Source organism: Neobacillus sp. FSL H8-0543, assembly GCF_038592905.1.
In the GTDB taxonomy this organism is placed as follows: Bacteria; Bacillota; Bacilli; order Bacillales; family Cytobacillaceae; genus Neobacillus.
Map to the genome: position 1 here is coordinate 4,470,402 of NZ_CP151943.1, position 13,205 is coordinate 4,483,606.

Annotated in this window: 13 protein-coding genes; 12 read left to right on the top strand and 1 reads right to left on the bottom strand. The window is 39.3% G+C overall.

Features of this window, described 5'->3' with window-relative positions:
- Nucleotides 1–63 precede the first annotated feature (63 nt).
- The gene (locus NSS81_RS22370; protein ID WP_342430821.1) at nucleotides 64–1,326 is read right to left on the bottom strand and encodes an ATP-binding protein; all 1,263 of its coding nucleotides are present in this window, start codon (nucleotides 1,324–1,326) and stop codon (nucleotides 64–66) included.
- A gap of 309 nt (nucleotides 1,327–1,635) precedes the next feature.
- Between NSS81_RS22370 and NSS81_RS22375 the strand changes: the two genes are divergently transcribed.
- The 12 genes from NSS81_RS22375 to NSS81_RS22430 all read left to right on the top strand — a co-directional run bounded on the left by NSS81_RS22375 (nucleotide 1,636) and on the right by NSS81_RS22430 (nucleotide 13,172).
- Nucleotides 1,636–2,814 carry an acyl-CoA dehydrogenase family protein gene (locus NSS81_RS22375; protein WP_342434120.1) on the top strand — a complete coding sequence of 393 codons (1,179 nt, stop codon included), beginning with the start codon at nucleotides 1,636–1,638 and terminating at the stop codon, nucleotides 2,812–2,814.
- Between the two features lie 66 nt (nucleotides 2,815–2,880).
- Nucleotides 2,881–3,645 (top strand): 3-oxoacyl-ACP reductase FabG, encoded by a 765-nt coding sequence (gene fabG, locus NSS81_RS22380; RefSeq protein ID WP_342430822.1) that lies wholly within the window; start codon nucleotides 2,881–2,883, stop codon nucleotides 3,643–3,645.
- 277 nt (nucleotides 3,646–3,922) lie between these two features.
- Nucleotides 3,923–4,372: a MaoC family dehydratase N-terminal domain-containing protein gene (locus NSS81_RS22385; RefSeq protein WP_342430823.1), complete on the top strand. Its 450-nt coding sequence runs from the start codon at nucleotides 3,923–3,925 to the stop codon at nucleotides 4,370–4,372.
- Nucleotides 4,369–4,770: a MaoC/PaaZ C-terminal domain-containing protein gene (locus NSS81_RS22390; protein ID WP_342430824.1), complete on the top strand. Its 402-nt coding sequence runs from the start codon at nucleotides 4,369–4,371 to the stop codon at nucleotides 4,768–4,770. The genes NSS81_RS22385 and NSS81_RS22390 overlap by 4 nt, the downstream gene beginning before the upstream one ends.
- A 113-nt stretch (nucleotides 4,771–4,883) precedes the next feature.
- The gene (locus NSS81_RS22395) at nucleotides 4,884–5,651 is read left to right on the top strand and encodes a class II aldolase/adducin family protein (RefSeq protein ID WP_342430825.1); all 768 of its coding nucleotides are present in this window, start codon (nucleotides 4,884–4,886) and stop codon (nucleotides 5,649–5,651) included.
- Nucleotides 5,652–5,719: 68 nt separating this feature from the next.
- The gene (locus NSS81_RS22400) at nucleotides 5,720–6,649 is read left to right on the top strand and encodes a 2-dehydropantoate 2-reductase (RefSeq protein WP_342430826.1); all 930 of its coding nucleotides are present in this window, start codon (nucleotides 5,720–5,722) and stop codon (nucleotides 6,647–6,649) included.
- A 268-nt stretch (nucleotides 6,650–6,917) separates the two neighbouring features.
- On the top strand, nucleotides 6,918–8,105 hold the full coding sequence (locus NSS81_RS22405) for a thiolase family protein (protein ID WP_342430827.1): 1,188 nt from the start codon (nucleotides 6,918–6,920) through the stop codon (nucleotides 8,103–8,105).
- Nucleotides 8,106–8,504: 399 nt separating this feature from the next.
- Nucleotides 8,505–9,368, top strand: coding sequence for a branched-chain amino acid ABC transporter permease (locus NSS81_RS22410; protein WP_342430828.1), 864 nt, complete (start codon nucleotides 8,505–8,507; stop codon nucleotides 9,366–9,368).
- Nucleotides 9,368–10,408, top strand: coding sequence for a branched-chain amino acid ABC transporter permease (locus NSS81_RS22415; RefSeq protein ID WP_342430829.1), 1,041 nt, complete (start codon nucleotides 9,368–9,370; stop codon nucleotides 10,406–10,408). The genes NSS81_RS22410 and NSS81_RS22415 overlap by 1 nt, the downstream gene beginning before the upstream one ends.
- Before the next feature lie 3 nt (nucleotides 10,409–10,411).
- Nucleotides 10,412–11,197, top strand: coding sequence for an ABC transporter ATP-binding protein (locus tag NSS81_RS22420; protein WP_342430830.1), 786 nt, complete (start codon nucleotides 10,412–10,414; stop codon nucleotides 11,195–11,197).
- Complete coding sequence (locus NSS81_RS22425; RefSeq protein ID WP_342430831.1) at nucleotides 11,169–11,876, top strand: ABC transporter ATP-binding protein; 708 nt, start codon at nucleotides 11,169–11,171, stop codon at nucleotides 11,874–11,876. Before NSS81_RS22420 ends, NSS81_RS22425 begins: the two co-directional genes overlap by 29 nt.
- 72 nt (nucleotides 11,877–11,948) lie before the next feature.
- On the top strand, nucleotides 11,949–13,172 hold the full coding sequence (locus NSS81_RS22430) for an ABC transporter substrate-binding protein (protein WP_342430832.1): 1,224 nt from the start codon (nucleotides 11,949–11,951) through the stop codon (nucleotides 13,170–13,172).
- The last annotated feature ends 33 nt before the right edge of the window (nucleotides 13,173–13,205 follow it).

Genomic DNA, 13,205 nt, shown 5'->3' on the forward strand with positions numbered 1-13,205 from the left:
GAAAAAACTGCCTTTGCCGCTATGGCTAAGACAGTTTATTTTTCAATCGGTGCTATCTGAACTTTATTTGTTCGTTTGTGTTAGGGGAAAGAGAATTTGTACTGTAGTTCCTTCGTCAACTTCACTGTCAAATTGAATAGTGCCTCGGTGTGATTGGACAATTTTATAGCTGACTGTTAAACCCAAACCAGTCCCTTTTTCCTTTGAAGAATAAAAAGGCTCACCTAATCTTTCCAATCGATCCTTTGAAATTCCACAACCATTATCCTTGATAGTAATGGAAAGTTGATTGTTTTCAACTTGGTCGACAGTAATGGTAATGGTACCCCCGCTTGTTGTCGCTTCAATTGAATTTTTAATAAGGTTAATAAACAATTGCTTCAATTGATTCGGTTCGCATTCTAGAAATAAAATTTCCTCAGGGATATTTTCCTTTATTTGGACGTTATATAGGCTGGCTTCCACGTTTAATAATGAAACAACATCGTTTAATACTTTTTGAATGGACATTTTGGAAAATTTAATATGCTGTGGTTTGGCTAAAAGTAAAAGCTCACTAACAATGTGATTGATACGGTTCAATTCATCTAACATGATTTGATAATAAGATTGGTGTTTCGAATCCTCCCTTTGCAATAGCTGAACAAAACCCTTTAAGGAAGTTAGTGGATTTCGTATTTCATGTGCTACACTCGCAGAAAGTTCGCCGACAACAGAAAGTTTTTCTGTTTTCCGAAGACGTTCTTCCATTTCTCTTGCTTCTGTTACATCACGTCCAATAATTACTAATCCTTCTCTGCTTCCATCTTTATGAAAAAGCGGTACTTTGACAGTGTCAAAGGTTTTGAAGGTTCCATCGGGAAGCGGAAGGATTTCTTCACAGCGTGTCACCGTCCCGCTTAACCATGTTTCTTCATCAGATGTTTCGCAGAAAATAAGTTCTTTCGAGTAAAACTTTGAATACTGTGCTAGTTCAGAATCCTTTTTACCACGGTAATCTACATCTTCAAGCTGAAATAGTTTAAGGCCAAATTCATTGGCTTGAATCCAACGGCCGTCACCATCTTTAAAATTAACAAAGTCTACCATTGAGTTAATTAAGGTAGATAACCTTTTTTCTTCCTCTTTTGTCGTATCCAATTCTTCTTTATTGAGGATGAAAAAATAAAAGATTCCACCCGTCACAATAATATAAAAAATCTCTTTCAATCGTTCAAAATAATAATCAAAAGATGATGGTATAAAATGTGTAAGTAAATAATTGCTAGCATATATCCAAATAAAACTTCCAATGAAGTAGAGGAATAAAAGTTTCGATTTCTTCATGTATAACTCCTGCCAGTCTGTTAGTTTTCAAAGTGTGTTAATGTAAATAATAATAAATCTCTATACTATAGTACAAGACTTGGCGCGATATTGGAATATCGCAATACTGTAAATAGGAAAAAAAGAGTATTGTCAGAAAAAAAGAGGACATAAAGGTAAATATTTTAAAAACATCTTGTTTAATCTGAAAGTTCAGAATAGAATAATAGTAACATACCAACCGGTAGGTATGACTCTGGTGAAACCTGCATATAATTATTTAGTGGCAAAAAGTTGACTAAAATCTTGGTAAAGAATGGAGTGATTGGTATGCATTTGCGTTTAACAGACGAGCAACAAATGGTGCAAAAAACAATTAGAAGATTTGTAGAAAAAGAATTAATTCCGCTAGAAAATGAAGTCCTTAGAAATGAGAGGGAAGGAAAACCCAGTCTATCTGTTGAAAAACTAAAAGAGTTGCAGTTAAAGGCAAAGGAAGCTGGTTTCTGGGGTATCAATACACCAGAGGAGTATGGTGGGGCAGACCTTGGCCAGATGATGATGGCAATCGTATTAATGGAAGTTTCTAAAACATTTGTGCCTTTTTCGTTTGGCGGGTCAGCAGATAATATCCTTTATTATGGTAACGAAGAGCAAAAGAGAAAATATCTGCTTCCTACCATCAATGGTGAGAAAAAGTCTTGCTTTGCAATGACCGAGCCTGGTGCTGGATCTGATACGAGAAATATTAAGATGACAGCCGTTAAAGATGGCAGTGACTGGGTATTAAATGGTGAAAAGACCTTCATCACAGGAGGAAATGAAGCAGACTTTGTCATGGCCATTGCTATTACAGATAAAGGACTTCATCAATCAACGCAAGGACGAGAAGGGGTAACCTGTTTTATTGTTGACCGGGATATGGGGTGGAAATCAGAGTATATACATACGATGGGAGAATGGGGGCCTGCCGGTTTAGTATTTGAAAATGTCCGCGTTCCAGAAGACAACATTCTTGGTGAATTGCACAAGGGTTATAATCTTGGACTGGAATGGATTGGTTTTGCAAGGTGGGTCGTTGGCGCGAGAGCTGTTGGTGCTGCTGAGCGTTTACTGCAAATGGCTGTTGATTATGCAAAGGAACGGGTTACTTTTGGAAAACCAATTGCCGAAAGACAGGCAATCCAGTGGCAAATTGCTGATTCTGCAGTTGAGATTGAAGCAGCAAAATGGTTAGTGCTAAATGCTGCGTTTACCCTTGATAATGGAGAAGATAATCGCCACCTTGCTTCCATGGCCAAACTATATGGGGCTAATATGGGAAATCGAGTGGTTGACCGTGTCCTCCAAATTCATGGTGGTATGGGCTATACTAGGGAATTACCAATCGAGCGCTGGTATCGTGAAGCAAGACTCTGGAGGATTTACGATGGCACAGATGAAATTCAACGGATGATTATAGCTCGAAACCTTTTAAAGGGACATGTGAAAATAGGACAATACGTTTAGTAGATATTTTGTAAGCGCTAACTATGGATTTGATAGTTTACTAAAATTGTTCAGGAGGAATAAAAAATGGCAGGCAAATTTTCGGGAAGAGTAGCATTTGTAACTGGTGGCAGTCGCGGAATAGGAAAAGGAATTGTCGAGTTGTTGGCCGAAGAAGGTGCCAAGGTCGCTTTTATCGACTTGAATGAAGAGGCGTTAGCTGTAACAACGAGTGAATTAAAAGAAAAAGGTTATGAGGTCATTTCGAAGGTTGCTAATGTAACAAATGTTGAGCAGGTGGAAGGCGCAGTCAAAGAGGTATATGAAGCATTTGGGTCGATTGATATTCTAGTTAATAATGCGGGGGTCATTCGTGACAATTTATTATTCAAAATGACAGATTCCGATTGGCAAACGGTAATGGATGTGCATTTAAAAGGTTCGTTTAATGCAGCCCGAGCTGTACAAAAATATATGGTTGAAAATAAATACGGCCGGATTATTAATATCTCTTCTACTTCTGCTCTCGGTAATCGCGGCCAAGCCAATTATGCGGCGGCAAAGGCAGGATTACAAGGCTTTACAAAAACACTTGCAATTGAACTTGGCAGATATGGAATAACTGCAAATTCCGTTGCTCCTGGCTTTATTGAGACAGAAATGACGAAAGAAACAGCAGCTAGAATCGGTGTTCCTTTTGAACAGCTGATTCAAGCAAGTGTTTCGCAAATCCCAGTAGGAAGAAGCGGGAAACCTGCAGATATTGCAAATGTAGTTGCCTTTTTTGCAGACGAAAAATCGTCCTTTGTTAATGGTCAGGTTATATACGTTGCTGGAGGTCCAAAAAACTAAGTTTTATTAAGGACATTGTTGATAATAAACTCTGTTGATTGGAGCAGAAGGCACGAAGGACTCCTCGAAAATGCTACCGCATTTCCTTCGTGCGGTGCAAATTCAAGGAAGCATAATCAATGTCCTGCGTGACTAGCAGGTCAGGGTGAGACCCCACAGGCGCTTTAGCGCCGAGGAGGCTCACCGACACGCCCGCTCAAAAGCGAAGTGCCTGGAGCGGAAATCAACAGCCAAGTTTATCAACTCGAAAAACTAATAAAAGTGAGGCGAAATACCATTGTATAAAGATCAAATTGGCAAACAATCCACAAAAGTAAGAAACGTTGTCGAAAGAGGGGCCGTTAAGAAATTTGCTGAAGCAATTGGCGACCTTCACCCGATTTACTTTGACGAAGAAACAGGGAGATTATCAAGATACAAAAGAAATATTGCACCACCGACTTTTCCTCGTGTTTTTGACTATGGAGAGATTGAGGGCTTAAACCTGCCCCCTAAAGGCTTAATTCATGGTGAGCAAACCTATCACTATGAAAGACCATTATTGGTTGGAGAAGAAATTAATTGCTACTCTGTTGTTGAAAGTTATGTGGAGAAGAAAGGGAACCAAGGTACGATGGGAATCCTTGCTGTTCAAAGCTATGGCGAAGACTTAGATGGCAATACGATATTCACTTCAAAGCAAACAGCCATTATTACCGAAGCTGTAAGGAAGGTGTTGACGAATTGATGACGCTGGAGCAATTACAAGTAGGTGAATCACTTAATGATATCCAATTAGAGCCTGTCTCTAGGATGGACTTAATCAAATATTCAGGTGCATCAGGAGATTTTAATCCTATTCATACAATTGATGACGAAGCAGAAAAAGCAGGATTACCTGGGATTATCGCACATGGAATGTGGACAATGGGAAATCTGGCAAAACTATTTACACCCTACTATGAAGAAGGTTTTATAGCAGATTACTCTATCCGTTTTAGAAGTATGGTGTTTTTAAACGATGTCGTTACTTTAAAAGCAACCTTAAAGGAATCACATGGAAATAAGCTCAGATTTAACGTCCAGGCCGTTAACCAGAATGGTGCTGATGTATTAAAGGGCGAGGTTTTGTATCACCAATATTAATATTGATCATTAAAGAAACAAAAAGACCTGGGCGCAAGAGTATTCTTTCTTGCGGCTGGGTTTATTACTAGGATAAATATTAGTATTTTTTAAAAAGGAGGAAGCGCTCTCTAATGACTACAAAAATGACATTAAGCTTCACGCCCCCTGTATTTGCAAATGTCGAAGAAGAAAGGCTGCATTTAAAGCAAAAATTAGCTGTAGCATTTCGCTTGTTTTCCAAATTTGGGTTTGATGAAGGGGTTGCAGGCCATATCACGGCAAGGGACCCAGAGAAAAAGGATCATTTTTGGGTCAACCCATTTGGCATGCATTTTAGCCAGATAAAAGCTTCTGACTTAATCCTCTGCAACCATGAAGGTGTGGTTGTTGAAGGGAACAATCCTGTGAATCGTGCTGCTTTTGCCATTCATTCACAGGTTCATGCAGCAAGGCCAGATGTTATTGCCGCTGCTCATGCACATTCGATTTATGGAAAGTCCTGGTCTTCACTAGGTCGACTACTTGCTCCAATAACCCAAGATGCCTGTGCATTTTATAACGATCATTCGTTATTCGATGATTTTACAGGCGTGGTATTAGACATTGAGGAAGGCAAGCGGATTGGTCAAGCCCTTGGAATGCGAAAGGCCTGTATTTTACGAAATCATGGATTACTCACAGTTGGTAAATCCGTGGATGAGGCTGCCTGGTGGTTTATTACGATGGAACGGTCATGTCAAGCCCAATTGCTCGCAGAGTCCGTAGGGAAACCAATACTAATTGATGCTGAAAATGCCCGTTCTACGTATGAAACAGTTGGTACAACCGAAGCTGGTTGGTTCCAGTTTCAACCATTATGGAATCGGATTGTAAAAGAACAACCAGACCTATTAGATTAATAAACATTGTCTGAAAAGATTACAATGATCTTTTCAGCACTACATAAATTTCACCTGGAGGATACTAAATGAAGATAGGTGTAGCAGGTACAGGTGCTGTTGGTGGCTATTTTGGAGGTCTATTAAAGGAATCTGGAAATGAAGTAGTTTTTTTCGTACGAGGTGACAACCTTAAAACCTTTCATAAAAAAGGGTTAACGATTGAAAGTGAAGCAGGGAAAATTACGATAGACGGTATTTTTTCAAACAGTTATCAGTCATTTTCAGATATAGACCTTCTGCTGTTTTGTGTGAAGTCGACAGCTACTACTGAAGTCGCCACCAACATACTCCCATACTTGAAGAAGGATTGCTTAATTCTTACGCTCCAAAATGGTGTTGACAATGAAGAGATTCTCGCTGCGATTCTCGGTCGCCATAGAATATTATCTGCCGCTACTTACCTTCAAGCAAGTGTAGAAGACATTGGCGTGGTTAAACAAATTGGTGTTCCACCAAGGCTAGTCCTTGGTGCACTTGATCCAAGTTTAGTAGAAAAAGTAACTCATATTTCAACCCTATTTAATAACTCAAACATTGTAACCTTCCCATCTAGTAATATACTTGTGATTAAATGGAAAAAATTGCTCTGGAATGTCACATTTAATCCCCTAACTGCAATTATTGAATCGAATATCGGGACGATTTTTGATGATGATGCTTTAAAACCTATAGCTATTCGAATCTGTAAAGAGGCTATGGCCGTTGCCAGAAAATTAGGGTTTGAGATTGAAGAAAATTTTCACGAAACGATTATCAAACAGGGACAGTTTGCGAGAAATCATCAAACCTCCATGCTTCAGGATAAGCTGAACGGAAAAGCCATGGAGCTTGAATCAATCTGCGGATATATTGTGAAAGCAGGAAAACAAGTAAATGTCGATACACCAGTCCTTGAAACCATTTACCATTTATTAATCTATCAGGACAAAAAAAGAACCCAAGGTGTTGAGCGATGAACTTTGAATTCGATAAAGACATGCCTCACAATTGGACCTTGAGTACAGCTAAAACGATTCATTATTTAGGCTCTTTTCTCAAACTTTGTTGCTTTATAGATCGGAATAATTGTATTTAAAGCTATTTTCATTTTATAAAGCTAATTTCTTTAGAGAAAAGAGCTGCAAACTATAATTGAAGTGCCAAATAGCTATTTAAACGTAAAAACCGGCTTTTGGGTTTTTACAACAATCTTTACGAAAAGAGCCATTATACATTAAGGGGAAGATGCTTGTGAGCGATATTGTCATATTAAGTGCTGTACGGACACCAGTGGGGAGATATGGTGGGGCCTTAAAGGGTTTTAATTCAGGGCAGCTTGCGGAATTAGTGATTAAGGAAGCGATCAAAAGGGCTGGGATTACAGCTGGTCAAGTAGATGAAGTGATTTTAGGGGAAGTCAGACAATCCACACAATCATCCAATGTTGCTCGTGTGGCGGCATTAATGGCAGGTGTACCTGAGACAGCACCTGCGTTCACTGTCAACAGACTGTGCGCATCAGGGTTGCAAGCTGTTGCCTCTGGAGCCCAGCAAATTATTAGCAGGCAGTCAAATATAGTCGTTGCCGGGGGAACAGAAAGCATGAGCAATGCCCCTATATATTTACGAAACTCACGTTTTGGCGGGGATAATCTGAAGCTTGTCGATTCCAACACTGAAGTTGGGCAGCAGCCGCAAGGGGGTTATGGAAGTCAGCTCGGTATGGGGATCACGGCCGAAAATGTTGCTGAAAGGTATGGGATTTCACGTGAAGATCAAGATATTTTTGCCCTGGAAAGTCAGCGTTGTGCTGCTAGGGCAATTGAAAATAAACGCTTTGCTGATGAAATTGTCCCGATTGAAGTAAAAGAGAAACGGAGTTCATTTCTTTTTACAGAAGATGAACATCCAAGACCCGAAACAACGATCGCTGGCCTATCTAAACTTCGCCCCGTTTTTAAAGATAACGGCACCGTAACAGCCGGAAATGCCTGTGGACGAAATGATGGAGCGGCTGCTATCGTGTTAACTTCTGCTAGCCATGCTAATGAATTAGGAATAAGACCGATGGCGAGAATCGTGGATTGGGCAGCAGTTGGAGTATCACCAGAAGTGATGGGGATCGGTCCTGTTCCTGCGGTGAAAAAGTTACTTGAGCGAACAGATCTTACACTCGATGACATTGATTTATTTGAATTAAATGAAGCGTTTGCTTCGCAGGCACTTGCGGTAATTCGTGAATTAAATCTAGATAGTGAAAAGGTTAATGTCAACGGGGGTGCCATCGCACTTGGACATCCCCTGGGAGCAACAGGGGCAAAAATCTTAACAACATTAATCTATGAACTAGCCCGGCGACAGAAAACAAGGGGGATTGCCACCCTTTGTGTTGGTGGAGGCCAGGGAATGGCCATAATGGTTGAGAGAATATAAGGTTTTTGAAAGAAAAATAAATTTTGTCGTTTGTGACAGGCGTGTGACAAACAAACTTACTAGTACATATAGACAAAAGGGACAATGAGTCGGCATTTTACGACGAGTTATCCCTTTTTTTGCTGTCTAAATATGCAAGGAATAAGAAAGTGAGTTAATATTAAATTATTTTAAAATAATTTTAAAGTCGAAAAAACGACATAATTCTTGTTTTGACAGTCTTTGTTATAGAACCAAATAAAAATAGTGTCGATGAAAATAAAGTGAATAAACACGTAGTTTTGGATATTATTGTTTTGTAGTTTCATACTTTCTAGTTAGTAAGGTTGAACACGTTTCGACAGTGTTAAAGTATTAAAGAGAATAATAATCAAAATTAAATCGAAAGGAGGACAAAAAGTGGAGATATTGGTTCAGCAGTTATTTAATGGATTGACTGTTGGGAGCGTTTACAGTCTGGTGGCATTGGGATTAACTCTTGTTTATGGGATTTTGCACATTCCGAATTTTGCTCATGGGGCTCTCTATATGATTGGCGGATATATTACCTTAACCATGATGACGAAAGCGGGGATCCATTATTGGCTGGCAATTGTCGTCTCAATCCTAGTCGTAGGATTGCTGGGCATTTTAATGGAGAGGCTTGTGTTTCACCCGTTAAAGGGTGCGCCTCCCATTCACGATAAGATTGCCGCAATCGGTATTATGTTATTTCTTGAAGCGTTTGCTCAGTATGTATGGGGGGCAGAGTATCACACAATGCCAAGTCCTTATGGACAGGTGGTTGAGGTATTTGGCTTAACCTTTACGGTACAAAGAATTCTAATTATTAGCGGAGCAATCGTAGTTATGATATTATTAAACCTTTTTCTGAAAAAGACCTATATTGGAGCCACTATTATTGCTATGTCTCAAAACCGTGAGGGGGCAAATTTGGTGGGGATTAATACGAATAAAGTAGCCATGCTTACTTTTTTCATCTCAGGTGGTCTGGCCACTATTGCAGCGTCATTATCAGCACCTATTAATCTCGTTTTTCCGGGAATGGGTAACCTGGTAATCCTTAAAGCGTTCGTTATCATCATTTTAGGCGGGATGGGGAGTGTTCCGGGAGCGATTCTTGGTGGTTATATTTTAGGATTTACAGAGAGTTTGGGTGCAACATATATTTCGAATGATTATAAGGATATTATTGCTTTTGTCTTGTTAGTTATCATTCTTTCCGTAAAACCAACAGGTTTATTTGTAAAGGGGGGGCGTTAATGGCAACATTACTAAAATCAAAATACCTGATTCCTTTGCTGATTGCCTTTGCGATACTCTTTCCCGTTATTTCTCAAAATGATTATTACATACATGTTATGACACTCTCATTTATTTGGATGATCGGGGTGTATGGCTTAAATTTATTGGCAGGTTATGCCGGATACCTATCCTTGGCACATGCAGGTTTTTTTGCAATCGGAGCATATTCACTCGGGCTTTTAACGACAAAAGCACAGGTGAATTTCTGGCTTGCTTTATTACTATCGTTGTTTATTACCTGTGTAATTGGCACTTTAATTGGTCTCGTTGCATTAAGAACAAAGGATGCCTTCTTTGCAATTTATACATTATGTGTCGGATACATAATTTACTTAGTGATTGATAAGTGGGAGAGCTTAACGGAAGGTGTTCGCGGCTTAATAGGAATACCCGCACCGTCAAATATTGGGCCCCTATCGTTTGAAAAACCGGAATCACACTATTATCTTGTTTTGTTCTTCCTGTTATTTGTTATTTTAATGATGTACAGAATTGTGCATTCCCTCACAGGCAGAACTTATATTGCCATTCGAAACAGTGAAGATTTGGCGTTAACGATTGGAATCTCAACAATGAAAAATAAACTAACGGTCTTTGTACTATCCACCTTTTTTGCTGGTTTATCCGGTGCCTTATATGCTTCATTTATTCGGTTTATTGGACCTGATATTGGCTATATCTCGATTACCTTTGACTTATTAACCTTCTTATTAGTGGGTGGTATTGGTACACTATCCGGTCCAATTGTTGGAACCTTAATCATTGTTTGGCTTTCACAACAGCTGCAATTTTTACAGGATTATCGAATGATGATTTTTGGTCCTGTTCTAACCTTGCTGATTATTTTCTACCCCGGAGGGTTAGTAGGTGGAGCCATTGAGTGGAAGATGAAAATCAAAGCAAGGAAAGCCAACACTGCTAGCCGGCATTTAAGGAAAAATGAACTAGAAAAGGGGAGTAATACTGCTGCTATGAAAAAACAGGTGAAGGAGGGTTAGCAAATGTTCCTGGAAACGAAGACCTTAACAAAGCAATTCGGAGGAAATATAGCCGTAAACAAAGTTGACTTTTCCATCGAAAAGGGAAAGATTAACGCGATTATTGGACCGAACGGTGCAGGGAAATCAACATTTTTTAATTTGATTAGCGGGTTTCATCCTCCAAGTTCAGGCCAAGTTATTTTTAAAGGGTGCGATATTACCAGGCTTCCTGCAAACAAAATAGCGGGATTGGGAATAGGTCGTACTTTTCAAACGACAAATTTGTTTGAACAATCAACTGTGCTTGATAACGTCATAATCGGACATCGCTTACGGACAAAATCCAATCTCATTGATGCAATCTTGAGAACCAAGCGATTAATAAAAGAGGAAAAACAATGCCTTGAAAAGGCGCTTGAGGTATTAGACTTCGTCGGATTAACCAGCGTTGCCTATAAAACAGTAGCAGGAGTATCACAAGAGGAGAAAAAAAGAGTCGCTTTTGCACTTGCCCTTGCGACAAACCCAGAAATTATTTTTCTTGATGAACCGGCAGCCGGAGTTAACCCAGATGAAACGGAAGGGTTAGCGCTGCTAATGAGAAAAATGATTGCCAGGGGTATAACAGTGTGTTTGATTGAGCATAAAATGCAAATGATTATGAAGATAGCTGATAAGATCATGGTTCTTAATTATGGTGAAAAAATCGCTGAGGGTACACCCTATGAAATTAGAAATAATGAAACTGTTATCAAGGCCTATTTAGGAGGGAACTCACTTGTTAAATCTTCGGAATGTCTCAATTAAATATGGAAGCTTAACGGCGATTCACGATGTATCAATTATCGTTAATGAAGGAGATATTGTTGTGTTATTAGGTGCCAATGGTGCCGGAAAGAGCACAACCTTCCGTGCGATTAGCGGGTTAAATAAGCCCTTTGGCGGCGATATTCTCTTTGAAGGGAAATCAATTGAGAAAATATCTCCTGACCAAATTGTTCAATTAGGAATTGTCCAATGCGCTGAAGGTCGGAAATTATTTTCTGATATGACGGTATATGAAAATTTAATGATGGGGGGGTATGTCCATAGAAAGAAGAAGGTACAAATTAAACAATCTCTTAAACATGTTTATGAATTGTTTCCTATTTTGTATGAAAAAAGAAATGATCCTGCAGGGTCATTAAGTGGCGGTCAACAGCAAATGCTGGCAATTGGAAGAGCTTTTATGTCAAAACCAAAGTTAATGATGCTTGATGAACCGTCCGTAGGTCTGGCACCACTAATTGTCGAAAGAATGTTTGAAGTGATCCAACAGATTAATAAAGAAGGAACAACGATTCTTTTAGCAGAGCAAAATGCAAATGCTGCACTAAAAATTGCTGATAAAGGCTATGTGTTTGAAAACGGCTCAATCGTTTTAGAAGGTACATCCCAAGAGCTATTTTCGAATGATCGGGTGAGAAAAGCCTATATTGGTGCGTAAACTTTTGTGGAGGTGATGAAGGAAATACATAAGAGTTGTTTGTAAAAATAATAACTATTTGGGGGAAGAACGATGAAAATAGGCAATGTATTTCTATTGGGTATTTTTCTTGCAATCTTGTTTAGCTTAGCAGCGTGCGGAGGGGCAGAAGAGACGACAACGGATTCGAATAAGAATACAAATGAAGAAAAAGTAACAGAAAATACGGGCACAGAAGAAGCAGGTACTGTAGATATTGGCTTCAGTGGTCCACTTAGCGGACCAGCTGCATTCTATGGAGAGCGTACCTTAAATGGTGTCCAAATGGCAGCAGATGAAATCAATGAAGCAGGCGGTTTCGAAGTTGATGGAAAAATATATAAATTAAATATTGTTTCACTTGATGATAAATATCTGCCGAATGAAACAGGTGCAAATGCCAAGAGACTGATTCAGCAGAACAAAACACCGATAATATTCACTCCTCATAGCGGTGGTGCATTAGCCATGCAAGTTTTTAATCAACAAGAAAAATTCTTAATTGCTGCTTATACGAGTGAACCAAAGGTTACTGAAACCAGTAATAAGCTGTCAGTAAGAATTGCACCTGGATATGACGGATATATTAAGCCTTTCTCAGATTATACGATGGACCGTTTTGGAAAGAAAATTGCCTTCCTTCCAACCGCTACTCAATATGGTAAAGACTGGTCAGCTTCTCTTAAAACTTATTGGGAAAAACAAGGCGGTAAGGTAGTCTACGATTCTTCGATTGATTTTACGAAAGAAACGGATTTCTTTACTGTTGTAACCAATGCATTAAAGGACAAACCGGATGTTTTATTTATCGGTGGTGCTTCAGAACCCACGGCTAAAGTAGCGAAGCAGGCAAGAGAGCTTGGATTTAAGGGCGGCTTTATTATCATGGACCAAGCCAAACTTGAAGAAATGCAAGCAGTTACAGGATCATACGATGTTCTTGAAGGTGCTATTGGTGTAATGCCATTAGCAAAATTAGACTTTCCGGGGATTCCGAATTTTTTAAAGAACTTTGAAGCGAAATATAAGGAAACACCTAGTTATGAAGCAGGGCTAAACTATATCGCCTTAAACGTATTTGTAGAAGCGATGAAGGCGGCAAAATCTGTCGACAATCCAGAAAAAATTCGTGAGCATATCCAGGTTGGCTTAGACAATTTACCTGCAGAAGTAGAAATATTTGATTATCCGGAGATCACTGCGGATGGCGCTTTCCTTGCAAATTTAGTCGTAGGAGCAGTTGAGGACGGAGAAATTGTTTCAATAAAAGTAGATTAATATAGAAATAACTAGAAATACTTGCTGCTTATT